Raw genomic sequence first — 22,982 nt, 5'->3', positions numbered from 1 at the left:
CGCGAAGGACGCCCCGCCGTCCTTCCGCACCGGTGAGGCGCCCTTCTTCGCGGCCGCCTCGCCCACGTCCGTGAAGATCGAACCCGGCAGCTCCGTACTGCCGTTCCCGTTTGCTGCTGGATCCCGCGGGCATGGTGCGGCTCCTCTCGTGTCCTGGGACGGGCGGCGCGGTCGGCCGGGGCCCCTGTCCCCACCGCTCCCTGTCCGCCGACTACCCGATGCGGAAGGGCGCATTCACCCCGCCGCGGCGGGGTGCGGATAGCCGCGGGCGGTACGGGTACGCGCCCCGGTGAGCGAGCCGGGAGGAGGCTGCCGTCATGGCCGCGAAGGACAGACTGGCCGAATACCACCGCCGCCGCGACTTCGGGCGGACCCGCGAGCCCGAGGGGCGCGGCCGCCCCGGCGCGGACGGCGGCGAGGCGTCCTTCGTCGTGCAGATCCACGACGCCACCTCGCTGCACTTCGACTTCCGGCTGGAGGCCGACGGCGTGCTGAAGTCCTGGGCGGTGCCGAAGGGGCCGTCGGACGACCCGCACGACAAACGGCTCGCGATGCCCACCGAGGACCACCCGCTGGACTACCGCGGCTTCGAGGGCGCCATCACGGCGGGCGAGTACGGCGCGGGCACGGTCATCGTGTGGGACGAGGGCACGTACGAGAACGCCACCGAGGACCGCCGCGGCCGCCCGGTGCCCCTCGCCGAGGGCGTGGAGCGCGGCCATGTGTCCTTCCGGCTCGCGGGCCACAAGCTGCACGGCGGCTGGTCGCTGACCCGTATCCGCGGCTCCGGCGACGACGGCGGGCGCGAGGCGTGGTTGCTCGTCAAGCGCGCCGACGCGCAGGCCGGGCGGCACGCCACGCCCGACCCGCGGCGCGCCCGGTCCGCGCTCAGCGGCCGCACGCTGGGGCAGATGCGCGCGGCGGCCGACGCGGGCGAGGCGGCGACCTGGGAGAGCGACCGGTCCGGCGACGGCGGGCACGGGTCGTGAGCCCGCGGCTGCTGGACCGGCTGGACGAGCGGGAGCGCGGCATGCTGCGGCCCGCCGGTCCGGACCCGGGTGCCCCGATGCTGGCCCAGCTCAGCGATGTGCGGGACTTCGGCGAAGGCTGGATCTTCGAGCGCAAGCTGGACGGCATCCGCATGCTGGCCTCGCGCGACCGCGAGGGACGGGTGGAGCTGTGGTCCCGCACCGGGCAGCGGCTGAACGCCACCTACCCGGAGGCCGTCGAGGCGCTCGCGGGCCAGGCCTGCCAGGACTTCGTCGTGGACGGCGAGATCGTGGCGCTGCACCGCGGCCGTACGGACTTCGCCCTGCTCCAGCAGCGCAGCGGCCTCACCGCCCCGGCCGCCGTGCGGGCCAGCCCCGTCACCGTCACCTACTACCTCTTCGACCTGCTGCGGCTCGGCGGCGTGGACACCACCGGGCTGCCGCAGCGGGCCCGCAAGGCGCTGCTGCGCGACGCGCTGGACTTCCGGGCGCCGCTGCGCTTCACTCCGCACCGCAACCACGGCGGCCAGGAACTGCTGGACCGGGCGTGCGGCTGGGGCTGGGAGGGCCTGATCGCCAAGCGCGCCTCGGCGCCGTACGCGCACCGCCGGTCGCCGAACTGGCTCAAGCTCAAGTGCGCCGCGGGCCAGGAGCTGGTGGTGGGCGGCTTCACCGAGCCGGCGGGCGCCCGGACCGGCTTCGGCGCCCTGCTGGTCGGCTACCACGAGGACGGGCGGCTGCGGTACGCGGGCAAGGTCGGCACCGGCTACGACACGCGCACGCTGCACGCGCTGCGGGAGCGGCTGGACGCGCTGGAGACCGGCCGTTCGCCCTTCGCCGACCCGGTCCGCGAGCGCACCGCGCACTGGGCGCGCCCGGAGCTGGTCGCACAGGTCGCCTTCACCGAGTGGACCCGCGACGGCAGGCTGCGCCACCCGCGCTTCCTCGGCCTGCGGGAGGACAAGCGGCCCGCCGACGTGGTCCGCGAGAAACCGCCGGGGAGGCGCTGACGATGCCGGACAAGCCCTACGAGACGGTACGGGCGGGCCGCCGTTCGGTCCGGGTCAGCCGCCCGGACAAGGTGCTCTTCCCCGCGGACGGGCTGACCAAGGCGGATCTGGCCGCGTACTACAAGACCGTCGCCCCGCGGATGCTGCCACAGCTGCGCGGGCGCCCGCTCATGCTGGAACGGCACCCGGGCGGCATCGGCGACCACGGCTTCATGCAGAAGGACACCCCGGACCACGTGCCGGACTGGGTGCGGCGCGCCGAACTGCCCAAGGAGGGCGGCACGGTCACCTACACCGTGTGCGACGACACCGCGACGCTGGTCTACCTCGCCGACCAGGCCTGCGTGACGCTGCACCGCTTCCTCTCCCGCGCCGACCACGCCGACCGCCCCGACCGGCTGGTCTTCGACCTCGACCCGCCGGACTCCGACTTCGCGCCGGTCCGCGAGGCGGCCCGGCACGTGCGCGGGCTGCTGGACGAACTGGAGCTGCCGAGCACGGTGATGACGACCGGGTCGCGCGGCCTGCACGTGCTGGTCGCGCTGGACGCGCGGTCCCCCGTGGACGAGGTGCGCACCTTCGCACGGGACGCGGCGGAGCTGCTGGCCGCCCGCCACCCCGGCAGCCTCACCGCCGAGCCACGCAAGGCCGCCCGCCGCGGCCGCCTCTACCTGGACGTCCAGCGCAACGCGTACGGCCAGACGTCGGTGGCCCCCTACGCGGTCCGCTCACTCCCCGGCGCCCCCGTCGCGGCGCCGCTGACCTGGGACGACGTGGACGACCCGGAGATGACGGCGCGCCGCTGGAGCCTCCGGGACGCCGACGCGCTGGCCGCGGCGGACCCGTGGCACGGCGCGCCCCGCCCACGGGCCCTCGGCCCGGCCCGGCGGCGGCTGGACGCCCTGCGGGACGGCTGAACCTGCCATCAGGGTGGCATCGTTGCTCCACTGGAGTGCACCCTCAACCTCACCCTAGAGTTGAGGTCGAGGGTTTGCAAGGGGTCAGATCTGCCCGCGCGCCCGTCCGGACGGCAGCAGCTCACCCAGGTCCGCCGAGAAGTCGGCGGCGACCTTGTCCATCAGCTCCGGGGACAGCGCCCCGTCCAGGACCTCCAGCACGGCGGCGCTGTCCCGGACCGCCGCGTCGTCCGGCACCCCGGCGCGGCCGGAGACACGTCCGGCGAAGGCGGTCAGATCGAAGCGCTCCCCCGCCCCCCGGCCGCGTCCGTCGCGCCCGGCGTCCCGGGCCGCCGCCCGCAGGGGCGCGCCGAGGTCCGGGGGCAGTTGCGCGGCGACGTGCTCGGCGAGCCCCGGGGCGACGCGTTCGCCGAGGGTGCGCAGCACCGCGCCGGTGGCGCGCTCGGCGGAGTCGCGGTCGGGCAGCCCGGCCAGTTCCTGGACCTTTCCGATCATCTCGTTGCGCTGCATGGCTCACTCCCCGCGCGGCCCGTTCCGTCGTCGGCCGCGGAGGGCGGCTCGGGGCGCGGCTCAGGGCGGCGCACCGGAGCGGGTACCCGTTCGGGCCGGGTTTACCGCCCCCGGACCGCCCCGGACCGCCCTCGTGTCGAGCCCGCGCCGTGCCCGTGTCGAGCCCGCGCGGTGATCGGCGCGGGGACAGGCGGGACGGGGCCGGCCGGACCGGCGGGTGCCGGGTGAAAGACGATCACCTCTCGGGAAGGACGGGCCCGTTCGACGGGCGCCGCGGCGCCGAAAGCTGACGGGCCGACCCCGCCATTCGTCATGTTGCTGCATGCGATGCGTTGTTGCAAGTTCTTCGCAATAGAGGTCTAGGGTGGTTTCCGGAAGATCACCCACCCGGAAAACCCACCACGGAAAGGGGCCGTGCCTGATGGGCACTTACGCGCTGCCCGACCTCCCGTACGACTACTCCGCGCTCGCCCCGGCCATCACGCCGGAGATCCTGGAGCTGCACCACTCCAAGCACCACGCCGCCTACGTCAAGGGCGCCAACGACACCCTCGACCAGCTGGCCGAGGCCCGCGACAAGGACGCGATCACCCCGACCGGCCTGGTCGGGCTGGAGAAGACCTTCGCCTTCAACCTCTCCGGCCACGTCCTGCACACGCAGTTCTGGCAGAACCTCTCCCCCGACGGCGGCGACCGCCCCGACGGCGTGCTCGCCGACGCCCTCGACGAGAACTTCGGCAGCTTCGAGGCCTTCAGGAAGCAGCTCACCGTGGCCACCACCTCGGTGCAGGGCTCCGGCTGGGGCGTGCTCGCCTGGGAGCCGCTCGGCCGGCGGCTGATCGTCGAGCAGGTCTACGACCACCACGGCAACGTCGGCCAGGGCAGCACCCCGCTGCTCGTCTTCGACGCCTGGGAGCACGCGTACTACCTGCAGTACCGGAACGTCCGCCCGGACTACGTCACCAAGCTGTGGGACCTGGTCGACTGGACCGACGTCGCGGCCCGCTACACCGCCGCGTCGTCGACCGCGGCCTGAGGCGGGGCGACCCGCACCCGCACCGGAACGGCCCGCAACCGCACCGGGACGGCACCGGAACGGCCCGCGGGCCGGGAAGCCCGTGCGGCTTCCCGGCCCGCGCGGCAGCGGGAGATCCGGCGGTCAGCGGGCGACCGCGTCCCTGACCCGGTCCACCATCGCCGCGAAGGGGCCGGTCAGCGCCAGTACGGCGGGCCTGCCCGCGGCGGTGGGGTGCGGGTGGGTGGGCGCGAGGCGCTCGATCATGAGCAGCCGCTCGCCCATCGCCCGGCGTCGCTCCTCGGTGCAGTCGCGCATGAGCGCGGGGAACTCCTCGGACTCCTCGTGGTCGGCGTGGTCACCGACCGCCTTCTCGAACTCCGCGAGCGCCTCGGTGAACGCGGGGCTGTCGAGGTCCATCTTCTCCAGCCGCCGCAGCACCGCCGCGGCCTCCGCCTCCTCGTGGTCGCGGGCCGCCGCCTCGCGCTCGCCCGCGGAGCGCTTGGCGACCGGCCGCACGACCACCTCCTCGGCGACCTCGTGCACGGCCAGCAGCGCCCGCAATGCGTCGAACGCCTCCTTGCGGCCCTCGCCCCGGCTCTCCCGGACGGTGCCGAACAGGTCGCGGATCCGCGCGTGCTGCGTCAGCAGCACCGCGACCACGTCGCCGTCGGGCAGCCGCGCCGCCTGGGTCCGCTCGGCTGTGGCAGAACTCATCGTCCGCTCCTTCTGCGTCGTCGTCCTCGATCGGTTTCCCGGTCCTGTCGTCCTGTCGGTCCTGTCGGTCCTCGTACGACCGTGCCGCCCCGGCGTACCGGACGGCGTATTCGGGTCCGGTTATCCGCTCCCGCCGCCCGCAAACAGGCCGTGCCGCCGAAGCGCCCGTCCCCGGGGCGTCCGCGGCTCCCGCCGGAACGCACCGGGGGGCGGCACCCGCGCAGTTCACGCCGCTGCGGCAGGGGCAGGCGGGCGGCCTTCGCGGCATCGCACACAGGTGTCGGATTTCTGCCAGCCAAGGGCCGTGAGCCGATGGTTCGCTCGTCCCATGCACACCGACACGCGCGGCGACAAGGCCCGCCTCTTCCGCTCCCTCCACTCCCCCGCCCGGCCGCTGGCCCTCGCCAACGCCTGGGACGTCGCGAGCGCCCGCGTCGTCGAGGCCGCGGGCGCGCCCGCCGTCGCCACGACCAGCGCGGGGGTCGCCTGGGCGCTGGGCGCGCGGGACGGGAGCGCCGTCCCCCGCGACCGGGTCGTGGACCTGGTCGCGCGGATCGCCGCGGCCGTCGCGGTCCCGGTCACCGCCGACATCGAGGACGGATACGGCGCGGGGCCCGCCGAGGCCGCCGAGACGGCACTGCTGATCGCCGAGGCCGGGGCCGTCGGCGTCAACATCGAGGACGGCACACTGCCGCCCGCCGAACTGGCGGCCCGGCTGACCGCGGTACGCGGCGCGGCCACCGGCCTGTTCCTCAACGCGCGCATCGACACCTACCTGCGCGGCCTCGGCGACCCCCAGCACCGGCTGGACGAGACGCTGGAGCGGGCCCGCCGCTACGCGGACGCGGGCGCCGACGGGGTCTTCGTCCCCGGCGTCACCGACCCCGCCACCGTCCGCGCCCTCGCCGCCGGTGCCCCCGTACCGCTCAACGTCATGGCCGGCCCCGGCGCCCCCTCCGTCGCCGAGCTGGGCGCCCTCGGAGCCGCGCGCGTCAGCCTCGGCTCGGGCGTGGCGCAGGCCGCGTACGCCGCCGCCCGCCGCGCCACCGCCGAGCTGCTCGGCGACGGCACGTACGGCACGCTCACCGACGCCATCCCCTTCCCGGAACTCGACGGCCTGTTCACCCTGCGGCACTGAGCCACCCGCCCCCCGTGTGAGGCGCGCCGCCCGTGGTACGCGGAGGGGATGCAACCGGACGTCCAGCGACGGGGGGCCGTCATGCACGGCCTGTAGAAGGAGACAGCCCGCGACGACTTCGCGGTCAACGTCACTGGCTGTGTCAGTTCTCAGGGGGAGTCGTTTGTCGGTGAAGCCGCTGTTCGCGGAAGATCAGTCTTCGTCGTCGGCAAGTCGTTGGGGAGTGTTGCCGCCTCACTCGTCGGCGAACGCGGCTTCCCGGCCGTGTGGTTGACTCCGCTTCTCATCGGTCCGCTGGTAGTGGCGGGACTGCGCGCTGCCCGAGCGGCGCGAGATCAAGACGATCGCCAGGTCCAGGCCGGTCGAACACGGCCTGCCGTTCTCGACCTGGAGCCTGGTGAACCTGGCCGACTTCCGAGGGCCTGCGCATCTTGCTCCGCGAGGAGGGCGTCACCTTTCAACGCCTGAAGACCTGGAAGAAAAGGCCCAGAGCTGCATGATCCGCCGCTACATCATCTGGCGGAACAAGAACACCGCCTGACCCGCTACGGAAGGCGGCATCACCACAGGTGCAGGAAACTCCGCACGTCGTCGTAGCCGTCGACGGCGCGGCCGTCCACGTCCGTCGGCTCCGCCTCAGCCCGCGCGGCCAGCGACTCCGCCAGCGCCAGGGCTTCACCGCCGAGACGGCCAAAGCGTCGAGCGGTGTGTCCCAGGCACAATCCGGCCAGGCCCAGCAGCGGACTCCCCGGCACAGCCCGCGTCCCCACCTGCACGCACCAGAACTCGACGAAGCCCGCGTCGTCGTCGTTCAACGCAGTCCCGACCAGAACTCCCGCCGCCTCGCCCTCTGCGGAGCGGTCACGAAGAGCCCGTTCCAATGTCTCAACCACCACCGCGTGAGGCAACGCTGGAGGATTCTCGAAGCTCAGATGAGAATGCACCCCGCGAGACTACGCGCGATGCGCATCGCCACCCGCGAAGGTGACCGGCGGTGCAGACTCCTGCCGCGCCGGCGTGCGCTGGTGCATCGGTATACCTGCGTCGCCACGACACCCTCGCCCGCATCGCGGCGGGCTCACGCCCACCGGGCCAGCCGCGGATCTTCCGCTGATCCCGCATCAGCCCCAACCGGATGACCGTCACCGGCAAAGCCGTCCTCACCCTGGAGAGGCAACGCTGAAACGCTCCGAGTCGCTTGTACGAACCGCGCGGGCGCGGGCCGGGGTGCGTCCGGCCGGGTCGGGGTCAGGGGATGTACGTGGCCGCGCTGTAGGCGGGCGTGCTCACGCCGGTGGTCCCGTCGGGGAAGGTGACCGCGGCCTGGGCGCCGGTCTGCCACGTCCAGCCCGGGGTGTACGCGTACTCGGTGTCGGCCGCGCCCTGGAGGGTGGAGTAGGTGAACGTCTCGTTCGAGGCGACCGCCGTAGTGCTCCTGAACAGCACCACCAGCAGGTCGATGGTGTTCACGACCTGGTCGCACGTGGTGTGTGCCAGGCCCTCCACGCCGCTGCCGCTGGGGTAGTGGACGGGGCCACCGTAGAAGCGGAACGGGCTGGAGGCCGTCACCTGGCAGTTGATGGTGACGGCGGGCGAGACCTCGGGCGAGCGCGTGACGGTGACGTGGGCGCCGCCGGCCGTGGCCTGGTAGGTCGTGACCCCCGGCGGGATGGAGAAGGTCGTGCTGGTCTCACCTCGTGTGAGGTGGGAGGCGGTCGGCGCGACCGCCTGGGCCGTGGGGACCGCGACCAGGGTTCCGGCGGCGGCCAGCACGGCGACGGTGGCGGCGCCGAGAGCGCGCCCGCGGGGCGTCGTGGTTCCTCTGTTGAACATCACACTGTCTCCTCGGGCTCTTCGCTCGAATCTTCGCGGGATTTCCCCCGCGAACGCATTGCCTCGCGCATGCGGGCTTTTCGAGGCAAACGGTATGGCCCTGGAATGGTCTGGCGACGCCGGTTACCGCGTCAAGGACGACATATACACATGTCCGGAAATCGGCCCCGCGGACCCGCGGGACCAGCGGCTTCCCGCGCCGCCACTATCGGCCATTCCGGAGCAGAGCGAGTCCCACCAGGACGGTGGTTCCCGGGCCGGGGGATGCCCATGTGGTCATGGGGGGTTGCTCAGACCGTGACCGGTTTGGCGAGGCCGACGGTGCCGTCCTCGCGGAGGTCCGGCACGAGGACATAGCCCTGGCGCCGGTAGAGGGAGAGGTTGTGGTGACTGGCGGCGCCGGTGCGCAGGACGATCCGGGTGCAGCCCTCGACGGCGGACTCGGCTTGTTGCAGCAGCCATCGGCCCACACCGAGTCCGCGGAGGTCAGGTGCCACGGCGAGCCGCCCGACGTGCAGGTCGGTCCCGGCGCGTCGGGTCCGGACCATGCCGAGGAGCCGGCCGTCTCGCCACAGGCCCGACGTGTGCCAGTCGGCCAGCCATGCGCGTACGTCGGCGGGTGACTCGTGGAGCGCGGGGATGGCCAGCGTGTCGTTGGCGAGTGCCTCCTCCACCCAGCAGCAACGCTGCAGCACGGTCACCTCGGAGGCGTCCTGCGGGCCGAGCCGGCGTGCGTAGGAGCCGGGGAGCGGTCCCTCGATGGACGCCGGGTGCTCGCGCTCGCGCATCGGGGTCAGGGCACAAGCGGTCCGAACGAGTTCCTTCAGCAGGCCCTGCGCCGCCTCTGCGTGGCGGGGACCGGGCTCCGGACGGTCACCGTGCACCACCTCCGCGATGCGCAGTGCCACGGTGGCTCCCACGGGCACCAGTCGCAGCGTGGTCACGACCTGCTTGGCGTGCTGGACCGCACGGGTACCGGCCGAGGTGTGGCCGTAGCTGACGAAGCCGACCGGCTTCCAGGCCCATTCGGGTCCCAGATAGTCCAGGGCGTTCTTCAAGGTCGCCGGCATGCCGTAGTTGTACTCGGGCGTCACGATCACGAAGCCGTCGGCCTCGCTGACCATCCGGCTCCAGCGGCGGGAGTGCTCGTGGCGGTGGACGCCGGTCGAGGGGTGCTCCTCCTCGTCCAGGAACGGCAGTTCCAGGTCGCCGATCGATACAGCTACGAGATCCACGCCGAGCGCCTCGGCGCTCGGCGTGAGCGTGTCCGTCAACCAGCGCCCGACGGCCGGGCCGAGCGCGTTGGGGCGGGAACTGCACACGAGGACGAGGACTCGCGGGGTTTTCGTTGTCATGGAAACGAAATTACTTGGTATTTTGGTTACATGTCAACGAGAAGCCCCGACTCCGCCATCGACTGGCTCACACCCGACGAGGAGCGCGACTGGCGGGCGTATCTGCGCATGATCACCGCCGTCCAGGTCCGCACCGCGCACGACCTGGCCGCACTCGGCCTCTCCGAGCCGGACTACGAGGTGCTCAGCACCCTGTCCGAACGCACGGACGGCACCAGCACGCTGCACGAGCAGGCCGCCAAGATGGGCTGGTCGCGCAGCCGCCTGTCCCGGCACGCCTCCCGCATGGAGACCCGCGGTCTCATCCGCCGCGCACCCGATCCGGCCGACGGCCGAGGCTGCCTGCTCGCCCTCACCCCCACCGGCTGGGAGACACTCCGGGACGCCGCCCCTTCCCACCTCGCCTCCGTACGACGCCACTTCATCGACCGCCTCACCCCCGACGAGCTCGCGGCCCTGGGCCAGATCGCACGGAAGCTCTCGTGCGACGGGTAAGGCAGTGCCGCAACGTTCACGAACGCGGCCGTCCAGCAGGCCACCCTGGCACCCGCGCTCGGACAAGCCGTCCGCGAAGCACCAGGCAAGGCTTTCGTCCTGCTCGACGGCACTGCCCTGCCCGGAGCCGGCTCTGGCTCAACTTCTGCGGAGCGGCCTGGAAAGGCCGCCACCACAGCACAGTCCTTATCGACATCGAAACCCGCCGCCCCGTCGACCTGTTGCCCGGCCGGGCGGGCAGGCCCATGGCCGAGGCCGTCCCGCCGGGAGAGCAGCGGCCCTGCCAGGGGCGCGGGGAACCGCGCGACCGGCCACGACGCGCCGACGATCCGGCCGCGGCGCGCAGGCGGCCGTCCCGGAGGGCCGCCGGGGCCGGTCCGGGCAAGCGCCGCACGGGCTCAGCGCAGGGCCGAGCGGCCCGAGCGCCACGCGGTCAGCAGGTGGGCGGAGAAGCGGTCCTCGACGAAGGTCGTGGCGTCCGCGCCGAAGGCGACGTCCGCGGCGAGGCCGGGTTCGGCGGCCAGCAGGCCGTCGACGACGCGGTGGCGCACCACCTGCTCGTGGACGGCGTCGGCCTCCACGTGCTCGTCGTAGAAGCGCTGGGCGGCGGGCCCGGCGCCCGCACGGCGCAGGCCCGCGGCCAGTCGCCGGGAGCCGGGCGAGGAGGTGACCTCGACCCAGGCGAAGTGGCCGACCAGCGCGCCGCGCAGGGCGCGGTGCAGGCCGAGCAGCGACATCAGGTTCACCACGGCGAGCATCTGCGCCGGGGCGCGGTCGAGGTAGCGGCCGTAGGACGGGTCGAGATCCAGGTCGGCCATGAGGTCGGCGAACAGCCGGGCGTGCACCTGGTCGGCCCGCCCGGCGCCGAACTCGTCGTACTCGATCGCGGCCATCGCCGCCTTCGCCTCGCCGTGCAGCCGCGGCAGCACCCAGGCGTGCGGATCGGCCTCTTTGAGGTGGTACAGGGAGCGCAGGGCGGCGTACTGGCGGAACTGGTCCAGGTCGCCGTGGCGCCGCAGGTGGTGGGCGACGGAGCCGGAGATGTCGGCGGGCTCGACGAGCAGTTCGGCGAGGACCTGCGCCGGGTCGCGCGGCGCGGGCACGTCGCGCCGCAGGGCGCCGAGGAAGCGGTCCTCCAGCGCGCCGCGGACGGCGAGCAGTGCGGGGTCCCACTCGCGGTCGTCGGCGACTCGCGCGAAGCCGCGGTAGTGCAGCTCGTAGAGGACGTGGAGGGCGAGCTGGAGGTCGTCGCCGTACGGTGCGGCGTCCGCGGCGCGCCGCGGCAGCCCGGCGACGGGGGTCCGGCCGGTGCGCAGTGCCTGGACCACACCGTGCGAGAGCGGCCCGCGGACGGCGGGAAGCGCGGGTGCGTACGGGAGCGCGGGCGCGGTCACGTGCCGCCGTCCCCGCGGCGGGGGCGCTCGTGCGCGCGGTGGCTGGTGTCGCACCAGGGGTAGGTGGCGCTGCGGCGGCAGGTGCAGATCGCGACGGCGAAGCGGTGCGAGACCGCCACCGTGCCGTCGTCGGTGACGACCTCCACGGGGCCTTCGACGACCACGGGCCCGCCGCTCTCGACGGTCACCCGGCGTGTGGGCGCGGACGCGTCCGGCCGGGCAGCCGCCGCGTCCTCCCGGGCGGTGCCCCGCACCGGGTCGCGCTCATCGGCGTTCGGCACGGATCACCACCAGCTCCTCCTGGTCGTCGGTCGCCGCCAGCAGGCCGCTGGCGTGCAGCCAGGGCAGCCGGGAGCGCAGTACGGGGCCGAGCGGGACGTGGGCCCGGGTGCGGATCTCGGCGGACAGGCCGAGGCCGGTGAGGTGGTCCACGGTGCGCTGCGGCCCGCACAGCGCCGAGTGCACCATGAGCAGCACCCCCCGGTGGCGCAGCAGCCCGGCGGAGGCGGTGCACAGCGAGTCCACCAGCTGCCGCCCGTCGGGCCCGGCGTCCCAGGCGCGGGCCGCGCGGTGCGCGGTGGCGGGGCCGTCGGGCGGCGCGGGGACGTAGGGCGGGTTGCTGAGGACCAGGTCGTAGGCGGGTGCGTCCGCGCGGTCGGCGAGGCGGCGGATGTCGCGGCGGTGCACCTCGATCCGGCGGCCGGCGCGCAGCGCGTTGACGCGGGCGGCGGCGAGTGCCCGCCAGGAGACGTCGACGGCCTCGACGCGGGCGCCGAGCCGGGAGGCGTAGAGGGCGAGCGCGCCGCTTCCGGTGCCGACGTCGAGGACGTCGCTGCCGGGCAGCGATTCGCGGTGGAGCGCGGCGGCGAGCAGCGCGGTGTCGGCCTGCGGGCGGTAGACGCCGGGGAGGCGCCACACGCGGTCCAGCGCGGGCAACGCGTCCGGTACCGGGACGGTGGCGGTGACCTGGTTCGGCACGGCGGCTCCTGTCGGTCGGGGGTCGTGGGCACCCGGGCCGGTCAGACCGGCGGGTAGGGCGCGCCGCGCAGCACGCGCGCGAGGTGCGCGGTGGTGGCCGCGAGTGTCGCGGTGGTGGTCTTGACGCTGTCGGGCGTCTCCTCCAGGTCCAGGTAGTCGGTGCCGTGCATGGCCTCACCGACCCAGTAGGTGACGGCGTTGGGCGCGAGGGAGAAACCGACGTCGCCCAGCCCTTGGAAGAGGTCGGCGCTCACCTTGTGGGCACCGTCCTCGTTGCCGACGACGGCGACGGCGGCGGCTTTGCCGTAGGTGCGCATCCGGCCCTGCTCGTCGGTCTCGGACAGTTCGCCGTCGAGGCGTTCCAGCACCCGCTGGGCGACGCTGCACGGGTGGCCGAGCCAGATGGGCGTGGCCAGGACGAGGATGTCGGCGGCGAGCATCCGGGCGCGGATGCTCGGCCAGGCGTCGCCGTCGCCCACCGCGCCGGCGGTCACGCCGGGCCGGACGTCGTGGTCGGCGATCCGCACCGCCTCCCCGCTGACGCCGTGCCCGCGCAGCGCGTCGAGCACCTGCTCGGCCAGCAGGTGGGAGCTGGACGGCGCGGGGCCGGGCTTGAGGGTGCAGACCAGGGCAAGTGCCCGCAATTCACCGTCGGTCATACTTCGCGAATAACCCGGTGACCGGCCCGGAAACATTTGCGCGGTGCCCCTGGGCCCGCCGCAGGGCGCGGCGGGTCGAGAGCCGGTGGTCGTCGGGTCCCGCGACCGCGAGGACGCCGGCGGCGAAGACCGCCCCGCCCGGCACCTTCCGCGCCCGCGGGTCGGACCTGCGGCCCTGCCGCCCGGCAGGGCGTCGGGCACCGGGCGCAGATGGTCCGGCGTGCGGGCCGGTACGCGCGCCGTTCCCCGGACGGCGGATGCCCGGCCGCGCATGCATGGCGGGACGATCAGCGGGCAGCCGCAGGCCACACCGCTTTGCGGAAGGAGTGCCGTCATGAGCGACGAGACGATGGGCGACGAGGTCTATCAGCCGACCGGTGACGAGGACGAGCAGGCCGACCCGCTGGACATGGAGGACGCCCTCGGCGAGGACGACTACGACGCCGAACTGGACAAGGGCTACTCCCCACCCGAGCGGCCCTATGCCATGGACGGCCCCGGCACCACCGCCGAGGAGCAGCGCGAGGGCGAGTCGCTCGACCAGCGCCTGGCCCAGGAGAGGCCGGACGTGCAGCCGGGCGCCGGTGACGGCATCGGCGACACCTCCGACACCGAGGGCGAGCCGGTGGACCCGGAGGCGGGTGACGCCCGCGCCGGGCGGCTCGTCGCGCCGGACCAGGGCATGGAGCGGGCCACCCGCGACCCCGTGACGGCCGAGGACGTCGGTGTGGACGGCGCGGCGGCGGGCGCGGAGGAGGCGGCGGTGCACGTGACGGAGGACCCGGAGAGCCCGGGACGCGAATGAGCGCGAGGCCGCCGGTCTACCGGCCCGACGTGGCGGACGGTTCGGCGGGCGGGCTGAGGACGGCGCCGGTCAGCGGCCCGTACGCCGTCCAGCCCAGGTGCTCGTAGAGGGCGCGGCCCTCCGTGGTCGCGCCCAGGACGGCGGTGGGGGATCCGGCGGCGGCCGCCGCGTTGCACAAGGTGCGCATGACGAGGCTGCCGAGACCATGGCGGCGGTGGCCCGGCGCCGTCTCGATCTGGTCGATCACGGCGGCGGCGCCGGGTGCGGGGACGGCGATCTGGCCGCGGGCGGCGAAGGCGTGGTCGCCGGTGGTGACGAGCGCGCGGGTGAGGCCGCCGTGGGTCCAGGTGCGCAGCCGGTAGCCGCCGGGGCAGCGGGGCTCGGGCCCGGGGGCGAGCCGGGTGGCCATCAGGAAGCCGGGGGCGTCGAGTTCCCAGCCCGGGGCGAGCCAGGCCGCGACGGTCTCCGCTTCCAGGAAGCACTTGATCCAGGTGCCGGGCGCGGTGACGGTCCGCACGAACATGCGGACGAGCGCCTCGTCCGCGTCCGGCAGCACGTACCGCCGCACCTGCGGCACCAGACCGACGTCGACGGTGAAGCCCCACGGCTCCTCGACCGGCGGCGCCGCCGCCCGGGAGACCACCCAGCCCTCGACCCACGCGCGCTTCAGCTCCGCGAGGCCGAGTCCGTCCGTGCTGCCGACACCTGATGAAGTAATGGTCCCAGTCACGAAGTGAACCTTACACAGGTGCGCCCGGCGCGTCAGCCCGTTTCCGGTCCCCGTCGGTCCGGCGGCAAAGGAGCGGTGTGCTCAGGCCGACGCGTCCGGGAGGGCGGGCAGCACCTTGCTGCGGTAGGCGTCGAAGAACTGCCGCTGTTCCGGGCCGATCTGGGCCACGTAGACCTCGTCGAAACCCGCCTCGGCGCACGCGCGGACCGCGCGGACATGGCTGTCCGGGTCGTCGCCGAAGGTGCCCGCCGCCTCGGCCGCGTCCCGGGTGACGAGGGTGGACGCCTGCCCGATGTGCTCGGGGGCGGGCAGCACCTGGGCCAGTTCGCCCGGCAGTTGCTCGCTGGGCCACAGCCGGTGCACGGTGTCGATCGCCCGCTCCCGCGTGTGGAGGCGGGCGTTCGCCACGGTGCAGTGCGGACCGCGGTGGGTGACGCGGTCGCCGGTGCAGAGCTTGCGGACGACCTGGAGCGCTTCCTCAGGCGTGCGCGTACGGACGGGCGCGTCGGGCCAGGCACCGCCGGTGATGTGCTCGTTGAGGGCCTCGCCGGCGCCGGCGCCGAAGCGGAAACCGCCGTCCAGCAGCGTCGCGGAGGTAGCCGCGGCCTGCGCGGTGACGGCGGGGTGCATCCGCACGGTCGGCCAGGTCACGAGCCTCGTGACGGGCCGTGACGTCACCTGGGCCGGCGCGCCGATCACCGCGGACGAACCCGCTCTCGCCCTGCTCGTCGTTCCACGGGTGGTAGTGGTCGGAGATCGCCGGCGCCGTGAAACCCGCCTGCTCGGCCATGCGTGCCCTGGGCGGTGGGCCCTGGGCGGTGGACCCGGCACCCGCGGATCCCTTCCTCTCCCGGGGCCCGTCTCACGCCGGAACGGCGCCCGCCGTCTCCAGGCGGCCGGGAGCGGTCGCGGCGCCGGGCTCTTCGCGGGCCGTCCGGGCGCGTTCGGCCCAGCGGGCGGCCGGTCCCATGGCGTAGGCAGCCGCGGCCGTCACCGCCCCGAGCAGCAGCCAGCCGGGCGTGCCCCAGTCCAGCAGCAGGGTGGTCAGCACCAGGGGGCCGAGCGTGCGGGCGACGGTCACCCCGGTGCCGAAGAAGCCCTGGTACTCGCCGATCCGGTCGGCCGGGGCCAGGTCGAAGGACAGCTGCCAGGACCCCGCGGACTGCTGCATCTCGGCGACGACCTGGAGCACCGCGCCGGTGACGAGGACGACCGCGGCCGGTCCGGCCGAGCGCCCCTCCGACAGGGCGAGGACGGCGCAGCAGGCGAGCATCACCAGGCCCGACAGCCGGACCGCCCGCAGCGCGCTGCCGATGCCGGTGACGCTGCGCGCCGTCCGCACCTGGAACAGCGTGACCGCGAGGGTGTTGAGGACGAACAGCCCGGACGCCAGCCAGGCCGGAGCCCCGGTCCGCTCGGTGATCCACAGCGGCAGCACCAGGCTGAGCAGCGGCAGGCGCAGCATCAGCACGGCGTTGAGCAGCGCCACCAGCGCGTACGGCCGGTCGCCCAGCACACCGGGACGCCGGACCGGTGCCACGGCGGGCGCCTGGGCCGTACCCGTCCCGGGACCGGCCGCGGGAAGGCGCAGCAGGAGCAGCGCGCAGCCCGCGAAGCACAGCGCGTCCAGCCCCAGCGCGGCGCGGTAGGCCAGGGCCGTCCCGATGCCCAGCGCGAGCCCGCCGACGGCGGCGCCCACCGCGAGGCCCCCGTTGAGCGTGGCCTGGAGCCGCGCCAGCAGCCGGGTGCGGTCACCGGGCGGGACGAGGCGGGCGAGCAGCGCCTGCCGGGACGCCGCCAGACCGGACTGCGCCGCGGTGTAGACGCAGGCGACGGCGACGAACGCGGCGAAGCCCCGTACCAGCAGGAAGGAGCCCACCGCCGCGGAGGTGGCGAGCGCCAGCAGCACCGCGGTGCCGCGCGGCCCGCGCCGGTCGGCGAGCCGGCCGAGGGGCACACCGACGAGCGAGCCCACGCCCCAGGCGAGGGTCAGCCCGAGTCCGACGCGCCCGGCGGACAGCCCGCAGGCGCGGGTGAAGTACAGCGCCGACGTCGTGTAGAAGGCGCCGTCGCCGACGGAGTTGGCAAGCTGGGCCAGCGCGAGTCCGCGCTGCGGAGGGGTCGTCACACGGACGACGTTACGGGGCGGGCGGGCCGGTGTTCAGGCCCAGTTCCGGCGTATTTTCCTGGCCCACTTCCGCCGTCCGCCGCGCGGTGCGCGCTCACAGCTGCGCGGCGAGCGCCACCATGAGCCCGGCCAGGCCCACCATCAGCCAGGCGACGTAGTCGCCGATGTGGCCGGAGTGCAGACGGCGCAAGGGGACGACGAACCGCCGCTCGGCGGACCGCACCGCCGCACGCAGCGGGCGCCCCGCCGGGTACAGCGCCAGGAGCGCGACCGCCGCCGCGGCGCCGGCGGACAGCAGGCCGAGCAGCACACCGGGCACGGTCCACGCGGCCTCGGGCGCCGCCGGGGGCAGCGGTACGGGCGCGCCGTGGACCTGCGCCAGGTAGCCGGTGCGGTCGGCGAATGCGGCGGCCGCGGTGCCGAGCGACCGGCCGGTGGCGGGCCACAGCCCGATCGCGAGGGCGCCCAGCAGCAGGGCGGCGGGCACGGCGGTCATGGTGCGCGGCGCCCTGCGGCGCGGGTCGCGCACCTCGGGCTCCTCGCCCGAACCGCTGGTCTCGACGTCGGAGTGGCTCGGCTCGGGCCGCGGCCCGGCGCCGCGGAAGATACGCAGGCCCGCGCGCAGCACGGCGCCGCCGGTCAGCGCCGACACCAGGACGTAGAGCGCGGGGAGCCACGGCAGGTGCTCCCCCGCCGCGTGCTCGGCGACGGCCTTGCCGAGCGCGGTGCCGAACGGCGGGAGCCCGGCGAGCGCGAGGGCCCCGGTGAGGAACAGCGCGCCGGTGTACGGCGAGCCGCGCTCCGTGCCGTACAGGCCGTGCTCGTCGACCGAGCCGTGCCGGTCGAGCAGGACGCCGGTCAGGCCGAAGAGCGCGGCCTTGACCCCGGCGTGCCCGGCGACGTAGAGCGCGGTGCCCGCGGTGGCGTCCGCGCCGTGCAGGCTGAGGCCCAGCAGCCACAGCCCGGAGTGCGCGATCGTGGAGAAGGCCAGCATCCGCTTGAGGTGCCGCTGCTGCCAGCACATGACGGCGCCGGTCAGGGCGGTCAGCGCGCCGAGCGTGCCCAGGGTGCGGGTCACCGCTTCCGCGGGGATGCCGCCGGGACCCGCGAAGACCGTGAGGTAGACGCGCGCGGCGCCGTACAGGCCCAGCTCGACCATGACGCCGGACATCAGCATGCACACCGGGGTGGGCGCCACGGCGTGCGCGTCCGGCAGCCAGAAGTGGAAGGGCACGATCGCCGCCTTGACCAGTAGCCCGGCCATGACGAGGACGAAGGCGGTGACGGTGAGCGCGTCGGCGCGGTGTCCGGCCAGCGCGGCGCCGGTCTGCGCCATGCCCAGCTCGCCGGTGCGGGCGTAGAGCAGTCCGATGCCGAGCAGCGAGCAGTACGCGGCGAGCGAGTTGACGACGCCGAAGGTGAGGGCGCCGTGCAGCGGGCGCGGGTCCTCGATACGGAAGCCCGTCAGGGCGTAGGCGACGACGCCCATCAGCTCGAAGAACACGAACGCGTCGAAGAGGTCGCCGGTGAGCGCGAAGCCGCACATGCCCGCCTCGAAGAGCAGCAGCAGCGCGGGGAAGGTGCCGCGGTGCCGGGCGGGCGGCTCGTCGAAGTAGCGCCAGGAGTAGACGAGGACGGCCGTGACCAGCAGCGCGACGAGCAGGGCGAGGCCGGCGCCGAGCCGGTCGGCGACCAGGACGATGCCGACGCTGTGCCCGCCGTGCGGCGTCCACCCGCCGGCCCAGGACACCACGCGTCCGCCGCAGTTTCCGATCCGCGCCCACAGCAGGGCGATCTCCGCGGCGGTCCCGGCGGCGAACGCGGTGGCGAGCGCGTCCATGGCGGTGCGCGGCAGCACCCGCCCGGCCAGCACCAGCACCGCGGCGCCCAGCAGCGGAAGCGCCACGGCGAGCGGCAGCAGATCGGCGGTTCCCCCTCCGGTGGACGGCACGCGGACGCCCTCAGCCCCTCAGGTCGGTGAGCGCTTCCGGGTCCACCGTCCCGGTGCGCTTGCGGATCTGGATGACCAGGCTCAGCAGCAGTGCGGTGACGGTCGCCCCGACCACGACGTCGGTCAGGACCAGGGCCTGCACCACCGGATCGACCACGGTCGTGCCGACGGGGATGTCCGAGAAGACCGGGGCGGTGCCGCCGCGCCGGTAGCCGATGCCGAGCAGCAGCACGTACGTCGAGGACTGGGTCACCGCCAGGCAGCCGACGGCGTGCACCAGGTTGCGGCTGGTGACCATGCCGTAGACACCGACGAGGAAGATCCAGCCGGCCGCGAGGAAGGGCAGCACACTCACCGTTCGTCTCCTTCTTCGCGCGGGCCGCCGGGGGGTGTGGCGGGGTGTGCGGCGGGCTCGTCGATCTCCACGGCCTGGTCCAGGAACTGCGCGACCAGCACGATCACGCCCGAGGCGACCTCCACCCCGACGGCGGCGTTCACCAGCGGCACCAGACCGCCGGAGGCCAGCTGGTTGAAGGTGCCCAGCGGCAGCACGTTCTGCAGGAAGGCGCCGCCCGCGACGAGCCCGGCGAAGCCGAGCACGGTGAACGCCCCCGCCCCGACCGCGTCCAGCGCGGCGAAGACCGCGAGCGGGCGCACCCGGCGCAGCACCCGGTAGTCGGCCGCCACGTACGCCAGGTGCAGACCCGTCGCGAGCAGCACCCCGCCCTGGAAGCCGCCGCCGGGGCTGAGCTGGCCGTGCGCCACGACGTACCCGCCCACCAGCACCGTCACCGGCAGCAGCCCCGCGCCGAGCAGCAGCGTGGACGGCAGGACGGGGTGCGGCGCGGGCTCCGCGCGGTCCTCGTCGCGCGCCCGGCGCAGCAGGACGACGGAGCCGAGGACCGCGCCGAAGAGGATGGACTCCTCGCCGAGGGTGTCCAGGGCGCGCTGGTCGAAGTTGACCGACGAGATCACGTTCGCGGTGTGCTGCCGCACCGACGCCGCGACCGCCCTGGTGCCGTACGGGTGGTCGGCGGTGCCGAAGTGCGGCAGGCCGGTGCACGCGAGCGTGAAGAAGACCGCGAAGACGGCGGCGGCCAGCAGGAAGACGATGCCGCGGGCGCGCCGGTTCACCGCCCGCTCCCCCGCTCGCGCCGCGCCGCCCCGCCGTCCCGCGGGCGGTCGCGCGCGCCGCGGCGCACCTTGCGGACCGTCAGCAGGATCAGCAGCGGGGTGATCGCGCTGCCCACCGCGAGCTGGGACAGGGCCACGTCGGGCGCCTGCACCAGCAGGAACAGCAGCGCCAGGCACACCCCGAGCGCCGAGAGCAGCACCGACTGGCGCACCGGGTCGCGGGTGAGCGCGGCGGCCGTCGCGGCGGCCACCACCAGGACGAGCGCGGCGCCGACGAGGAAGTCGGCTGCCGCGGTGGGGGTGTTCACGTCGGCGGCTCTCCTTCCGCCGCCCCGTCCTGGTCCGTCCGCGCCCCGGTCGCGGGGGCGGGCGCCGCGCCGGTACGGATCATCGTGCGGCCGATGACGATCGTGACGACCGGCCCCGACACGGCGGTGAGCGCGCCGACGACCAGCAGCTTCACCGCCGCCCGGCCCGCGCCCGCGTCCACGGCGAGACCCAGGCACAGCAACGGGACGCCGAGGCCCGTCGCGGGCGCGAGCGCGTGCAGCCTGCCGTACGCGGTGGGCAGCACCGCGAGCGCCACGGCGGCCAGCAGCAGGGCGGCCGCGCCGCACCACAGCAGCGCGAGCGCGAGGACGTGGGTGGCGCTCACCCCGGCTCCTCCGCCTCGTCCGAGCCGTCCGCCCCTCCCGCGAGGCAGCGGGCGTACACCAGCGTGGACGTCGGCGCGAGCACCGCCGCGACGAGGGCGACGTCCACGTACGACGAGCGGTGCATGCCGCGCGCGGCCAGCAGGAAGACGGCGACCGCCATGGTCCCTGCGAGCGAGGTCGCCGCGAGGCGCTGCGCGGGCGCGCCGCGGCACGCCCGCCACACGCACGGCCCCACACCCGCGGGCAGCAGCACGCACGCGGCGAGCAGCCAGGCGTTCACTCCGGCCGCCGCACGCCGAGGGCCCGCTCGACCGGTGAGGGCCGCCGGTCCGTGCCGCCCAGCAGATGGACGGCCAGTTCCGGGGCCGGACCCGGCGCGATGTCCACGACGCACGCGCCCGGCGTCGCGGACAACAGCACCGCGACGACGGCGGGGTCGCCGCCCGCGGGGAGGCGGACGGCGACCGGGCCGTCGTCGGCGGACCCGCCGTCCCGGCGGAACAGGGCGCGGACGACGGCGCGGGCCAGCTCCGCCGTCTCGCGCAGCAGGGCCGCGGGCAGCGCGGCGAGCGCCGCGGCGGTACGGCGGTCGGCCCGGACCGCGGGCCGCTCCGCACGGCGGACGGCGTCCGCGGCGCAGCCGCCCAGCAGGGCGAGGCCGCCGCCGACGGCCCACTCCAGGGGGGTCACGGCCGAGATGAGGATCACGTAGAGAACGAGCAGGAGGCCCGTCCATGCGAGGACGGTGACGGCCGAGGCGAGCGCGTGGTGCGTCCTGCGCACTTCCTGGCCTCCCTCCCGCGCGTGCGCGGTGCGGCCGGGTCGGCCGCGCCTACGCATGGGCTACGCCATGGCCACCGTCTGTCCCGCGCGCCGCGCCGGAAACCCGGCGGGTGCCGCTCGTGCGGCGTAGGGGGCCTGGCCCGCTCCCGCGGGTTGGCTGCGCTCCTGGGGCGGTACGGGGGTGCGCCTTGCGGTGGGTGCCGCGGCCTTCCCGCCGCTGTGGCTGAGCGCGCAGTTCCTCGCGCCCCGGACGCCACCGGCTGCCCCCTTACGGTGGGTGCCGCGGCCTTCCCACCGTCGGAACTGGTCGCGCAGTTCCTCGCGCCCCTTGACGCCACGGGGTGCACCCTGCGGTGGGTACCGCGACCCTCCCGCCGCTGGGGTTGAGCGCGCAGTTCCCCGCGCCCCTGGGGCGCTACGGGGTGCGCCCTGCGGTGGGTACCGCGGCCTTCCCACCGTCGGGGCTGGTCGCGCAGTTCCCCGCGCCCCTGGAAGGTGCGGCCCTGGGGGGTGGGGCATGGCGGGGGTCAGGGGGAGAGGTCCGTGTCGTCCTGGGCTGCGGCTGCGCGGTCGATCGCGTCGCGGTGGGCTGCGGCGCGGGCGCGGTCGGTGGTGTCGGCGTCGACGATGTCGAGGAAGATCTCGGTGAAGGCCGGGCAGCGGCGGTGGAGTTCGGCCTTGATGCGGACGCTGACCTCCTCGACCTGCTCGCTGTCGATGCCCGCGCGCAGGTCGACGCGGGCGGCGAGCAGCGCGGTGTCGACGCCGAGGCGCATGGTCTGGAGCGCGGTGACCGTGTCGATCTCGGGCTGTTCGGCGAGGATGCCGTAGGCCTGCCGCTGCTGGCGCGGGTCGGCGGCCTGGCCGACGAGCAGGTCGCGGGCGGCGCGCCCGAGGCCGTAGGCGACGAGGACCAGCAGGACGGCGATGGCCAGCGCGGCGGCGGCCTCCCAGCGCTGGGAGCCGGTGAGCTGGTGGCCGAGGACGCCTCCGGCGGCGAGCAGCACGCCGAGGACGGCGGTGGCGTCCTCGGCGAAGACGGTCCGCACGGTCGGGTCGTCGCTCGCGGCGACCTCACGGGCGAGGGTGCGGCCGTGGGACCGCGCGCGGGCCCGCAGCTGGGCGGCGGCTCGCAGCAGCGAGGTGCCCTCGGCGACGAGGGCGACGCCGAGGACCGCGTACGTGGCCACGAAGCCGCCGGTGGACTGGTGCTCGGGCATGAACCAGGCGTGCAGGCCCTGGTAGAAGGAGAAGCAGCCGCCGGTGACGAAGATGCCGACCGCCGCGAGCAGCGCCCAGAAGTAGCGTTCCTTGCCGTAGCCGAAGGGGTGGAGGGCGTCGGGGCGGCGCCGGCTGCGGCGGACCGAGGCGAGCAGGAACACCTCGTTGAGGGTGTCGGCGACGGAGTGCGCGGCCTCGGCGAGCAGGGCCGGGGAGGCGGTGAGCGCTCCGGTCACCGCCTTCGCGAGGGTGATCAGCACATTGGCCAGCAGCGCGACGACGACGGTGCCGGTGGTGCGGCCGTCGTCGTCTGCCTGCCGCGGCGGGTCCGTGCCGTCGCCGTCGCCGGGAGTCACGGGCGACCGGGGCGCGCCGCGGGGGCGGCGGTGTCGGCGGCTTCGTCCATCGTGACGTCTCCTTGGCTCCTACGCGGCCGGCATTGTCCCTGGTCTGGCGCGTACCCGTCCTGTGCGGCGGCAATCGGCGGGGGCGCGGGACGGCGATGCATACCGGCGTTCCGGTCGGGCACGCGTGGGAGGACGGTGCGCAGGCACCCGGGAAGGG

The 22,982-nt window shown here is 74.9% G+C and carries 26 protein-coding genes and 4 pseudogenes; 10 read left to right on the top strand and 20 right to left on the bottom strand.

All coding sequences use genetic code 11. The features are described from left to right. The first annotated feature begins 317 nt into the window (after positions 1–317). The 3 genes from ACWERV_RS22140 to ligD (ACWERV_RS22130) are packed head-to-tail and all read left to right on the top strand — an operon-like array spanning position 318 to position 2,916. A complete protein-coding gene (locus ACWERV_RS22140; RefSeq protein ID WP_398183964.1) occupies positions 318–989 on the top strand; it encodes a DNA polymerase ligase N-terminal domain-containing protein in 672 nt (223 codons plus the stop codon). Positions 990–1,030: 41 nt separating this feature from the next. Further along, a complete protein-coding gene (gene ligD / locus ACWERV_RS22135) occupies positions 1,031–1,999 on the top strand; it encodes a non-homologous end-joining DNA ligase (RefSeq protein ID WP_452935584.1) in 969 nt (322 codons plus the stop codon). Between the two features lie 2 nt (positions 2,000–2,001). Next, positions 2,002–2,916: a non-homologous end-joining DNA ligase gene (ligD, locus tag ACWERV_RS22130; RefSeq protein WP_452935576.1), complete on the top strand. Its 915-nt coding sequence runs from the start codon at positions 2,002–2,004 to the stop codon at positions 2,914–2,916. An 84-nt stretch (positions 2,917–3,000) separates the two neighbouring features. On the opposite strand, the gene ACWERV_RS22125 is transcribed toward ligD (ACWERV_RS22130), so the two are convergent. Continuing rightward, on the bottom strand, positions 3,001–3,426 hold the full coding sequence (locus ACWERV_RS22125; protein WP_452935574.1) for a DUF2267 domain-containing protein: 426 nt from the start codon (positions 3,424–3,426) through the stop codon (positions 3,001–3,003). Positions 3,427–3,847: 421 nt separating this feature from the next. Between ACWERV_RS22125 and ACWERV_RS22120 the strand changes: the two genes are divergently transcribed. Further along, a complete protein-coding gene (locus ACWERV_RS22120) occupies positions 3,848–4,462 on the top strand; it encodes a superoxide dismutase (protein WP_398183972.1) in 615 nt (204 codons plus the stop codon). Positions 4,463–4,585: 123 nt separating this feature from the next. Here the strand turns inward: ACWERV_RS22120 and ACWERV_RS22115 are convergent, their stop codons facing one another. Next, positions 4,586–5,158, bottom strand: a complete 573-nt coding sequence (locus tag ACWERV_RS22115; protein ID WP_452935572.1) for a hemerythrin domain-containing protein — start codon at positions 5,156–5,158, stop codon at positions 4,586–4,588. 328 nt (positions 5,159–5,486) lie between these two features. Here ACWERV_RS22115 and ACWERV_RS22110 point away from each other — a divergent pair, with 328 nt between their 5' ends. Both ACWERV_RS22110 and ACWERV_RS22105 read left to right on the top strand, forming a co-directional pair. Further along, positions 5,487–6,296: an isocitrate lyase/PEP mutase family protein gene (locus ACWERV_RS22110; protein ID WP_452935570.1), complete on the top strand. Its 810-nt coding sequence runs from the start codon at positions 5,487–5,489 to the stop codon at positions 6,294–6,296. Positions 6,297–6,612: 316 nt separating this feature from the next. Then, positions 6,613–6,775: pseudogene (locus tag ACWERV_RS22105) on the top strand (IS630 family transposase); the annotation flags it as partial. Between the two features lie 81 nt (positions 6,776–6,856). Here ACWERV_RS22105 and ACWERV_RS22100 read toward each other — a convergent pair. Beyond that, positions 6,857–7,240 carry a hypothetical protein gene (locus ACWERV_RS22100; RefSeq protein WP_452935567.1) on the bottom strand — a complete coding sequence of 128 codons (384 nt, stop codon included), beginning with the start codon at positions 7,238–7,240 and terminating at the stop codon, positions 6,857–6,859. Between ACWERV_RS22100 and ACWERV_RS22095 the strand changes: the two are divergent. Continuing rightward, positions 7,229–7,374 (top strand): annotated as a pseudogene (locus ACWERV_RS22095) (IS5/IS1182 family transposase); the annotation flags it as partial. The gene ACWERV_RS22100 and the pseudogene ACWERV_RS22095 sit on opposite strands and share 12 nt — an antisense overlap. 170 nt (positions 7,375–7,544) lie before the next feature. On the opposite strand, the gene ACWERV_RS22090 reads toward ACWERV_RS22095, so the two are convergent. Together ACWERV_RS22090 and ACWERV_RS22085 are read right to left on the bottom strand one after the other, a co-directional pair. Beyond that, complete coding sequence (locus tag ACWERV_RS22090; RefSeq protein ID WP_452935565.1) at positions 7,545–8,129, bottom strand: hypothetical protein; 585 nt, start codon at positions 8,127–8,129, stop codon at positions 7,545–7,547. A gap of 290 nt (positions 8,130–8,419) precedes the next feature. Continuing rightward, positions 8,420–9,484: a GNAT family N-acetyltransferase gene (locus ACWERV_RS22085; protein ID WP_452935562.1), complete on the bottom strand. Its 1,065-nt coding sequence runs from the start codon at positions 9,482–9,484 to the stop codon at positions 8,420–8,422. Positions 9,485–9,514: 30 nt separating this feature from the next. Here ACWERV_RS22085 and ACWERV_RS22080 point away from each other — a divergent pair, with 30 nt between their 5' ends. Both ACWERV_RS22080 and ACWERV_RS22075 read left to right on the top strand, forming a co-directional pair. Beyond that, on the top strand, positions 9,515–9,979 hold the full coding sequence (locus ACWERV_RS22080) for a MarR family winged helix-turn-helix transcriptional regulator (RefSeq protein ID WP_452935560.1): 465 nt from the start codon (positions 9,515–9,517) through the stop codon (positions 9,977–9,979). A gap of 18 nt (positions 9,980–9,997) precedes the next feature. Next, positions 9,998–10,102: pseudogene (locus ACWERV_RS22075) on the top strand (IS5/IS1182 family transposase); the annotation flags it as partial. A gap of 275 nt (positions 10,103–10,377) precedes the next feature. Here the strand turns inward: ACWERV_RS22075 and ACWERV_RS22070 are convergent. The 4 genes from ACWERV_RS22070 to ACWERV_RS22055 are packed head-to-tail and all read right to left on the bottom strand — an operon-like array spanning position 10,378 to position 13,010. After that, a complete protein-coding gene (locus ACWERV_RS22070) occupies positions 10,378–11,373 on the bottom strand; it encodes an iron-containing redox enzyme family protein (protein WP_452935557.1) in 996 nt (331 codons plus the stop codon). Then, entirely contained in the window at positions 11,370–11,654 is a 285-nt protein-coding gene (locus ACWERV_RS22065; RefSeq protein WP_452935555.1) for a CDGSH iron-sulfur domain-containing protein, read from the bottom strand. Before ACWERV_RS22065 ends, ACWERV_RS22070 begins: the two co-directional genes overlap by 4 nt. Beyond that, complete coding sequence (locus tag ACWERV_RS22060; RefSeq protein WP_452935553.1) at positions 11,638–12,351, bottom strand: HemK2/MTQ2 family protein methyltransferase; 714 nt, start codon at positions 12,349–12,351, stop codon at positions 11,638–11,640. The genes ACWERV_RS22065 and ACWERV_RS22060 overlap by 17 nt, the downstream gene beginning before the upstream one ends. 41 nt (positions 12,352–12,392) lie before the next feature. Continuing rightward, positions 12,393–13,010 carry a flavodoxin family protein gene (locus ACWERV_RS22055; protein WP_452935550.1) on the bottom strand — a complete coding sequence of 206 codons (618 nt, stop codon included), beginning with the start codon at positions 13,008–13,010 and terminating at the stop codon, positions 12,393–12,395. A 334-nt stretch (positions 13,011–13,344) separates the two neighbouring features. Between ACWERV_RS22055 and ACWERV_RS22050 the strand changes: the two genes are divergently transcribed. Further along, positions 13,345–13,815 carry a DUF5709 domain-containing protein gene (locus tag ACWERV_RS22050; protein WP_452935547.1) on the top strand — a complete coding sequence of 157 codons (471 nt, stop codon included), beginning with the start codon at positions 13,345–13,347 and terminating at the stop codon, positions 13,813–13,815. A gap of 16 nt (positions 13,816–13,831) precedes the next feature. Here ACWERV_RS22050 and ACWERV_RS22045 read toward each other — a convergent pair whose 3' ends face one another. The 11 genes and pseudogenes from ACWERV_RS22045 to ACWERV_RS21995 all read right to left on the bottom strand — a co-directional run bounded on the left by ACWERV_RS22045 (position 13,832) and on the right by ACWERV_RS21995 (position 22,774). Continuing rightward, complete coding sequence (locus ACWERV_RS22045; RefSeq protein ID WP_452935544.1) at positions 13,832–14,545, bottom strand: GNAT family N-acetyltransferase; 714 nt, start codon at positions 14,543–14,545, stop codon at positions 13,832–13,834. 81 nt (positions 14,546–14,626) lie between these two features. Next, positions 14,627–15,344 (bottom strand): annotated as a pseudogene (locus ACWERV_RS22040) (LLM class flavin-dependent oxidoreductase); the annotation flags it as partial. Positions 15,345–15,407: 63 nt separating this feature from the next. Continuing rightward, entirely contained in the window at positions 15,408–16,673 is a 1,266-nt protein-coding gene (locus ACWERV_RS22035) for an MFS transporter (protein WP_452935543.1), read from the bottom strand. A 94-nt stretch (positions 16,674–16,767) separates the two neighbouring features. Continuing rightward, positions 16,768–18,513 (bottom strand): complex I subunit 5 family protein, encoded by a 1,746-nt coding sequence (locus ACWERV_RS22030; protein WP_452935582.1) that lies wholly within the window; start codon positions 18,511–18,513, stop codon positions 16,768–16,770. 121 nt (positions 18,514–18,634) lie between these two features. Beyond that, positions 18,635–18,979 (bottom strand): sodium:proton antiporter, encoded by a 345-nt coding sequence (locus tag ACWERV_RS22025; RefSeq protein WP_398184102.1) that lies wholly within the window; start codon positions 18,977–18,979, stop codon positions 18,635–18,637. Continuing rightward, positions 18,976–19,758 (bottom strand): MnhB domain-containing protein, encoded by a 783-nt coding sequence (locus ACWERV_RS22020; RefSeq protein ID WP_452935539.1) that lies wholly within the window; start codon positions 19,756–19,758, stop codon positions 18,976–18,978. Before ACWERV_RS22020 ends, ACWERV_RS22025 begins: the two co-directional genes overlap by 4 nt. Continuing rightward, positions 19,755–20,066 (bottom strand): Na(+)/H(+) antiporter subunit B, encoded by a 312-nt coding sequence (locus ACWERV_RS22015; protein ID WP_398184106.1) that lies wholly within the window; start codon positions 20,064–20,066, stop codon positions 19,755–19,757. Before ACWERV_RS22015 ends, ACWERV_RS22020 begins: the two co-directional genes overlap by 4 nt. Then, positions 20,063–20,413, bottom strand: a complete 351-nt coding sequence (locus ACWERV_RS22010; protein ID WP_452935536.1) for a monovalent cation/H(+) antiporter subunit G — start codon at positions 20,411–20,413, stop codon at positions 20,063–20,065. The genes ACWERV_RS22015 and ACWERV_RS22010 overlap by 4 nt, the downstream gene beginning before the upstream one ends. Next, positions 20,410–20,694, bottom strand: a complete 285-nt coding sequence (locus ACWERV_RS22005) for a monovalent cation/H+ antiporter complex subunit F (protein ID WP_452935533.1) — start codon at positions 20,692–20,694, stop codon at positions 20,410–20,412. The genes ACWERV_RS22010 and ACWERV_RS22005 overlap by 4 nt, the downstream gene beginning before the upstream one ends. Further along, entirely contained in the window at positions 20,691–21,197 is a 507-nt protein-coding gene (locus tag ACWERV_RS22000) for a hypothetical protein (RefSeq protein ID WP_452935530.1), read from the bottom strand. The genes ACWERV_RS22005 and ACWERV_RS22000 overlap by 4 nt, the downstream gene beginning before the upstream one ends. A gap of 527 nt (positions 21,198–21,724) precedes the next feature. Next, complete coding sequence (locus ACWERV_RS21995; RefSeq protein WP_452935527.1) at positions 21,725–22,774, bottom strand: cation diffusion facilitator family transporter; 1,050 nt, start codon at positions 22,772–22,774, stop codon at positions 21,725–21,727. Between the last annotated feature and the right edge of the window lie 208 nt (positions 22,775–22,982).

Source organism: Streptomyces sp. NPDC004031 (genome assembly GCF_053604375.1).
The sequence above is the reverse complement of the archived record's forward strand: the minus strand, read 5'-3'. Positions and strand labels throughout refer to the sequence as shown.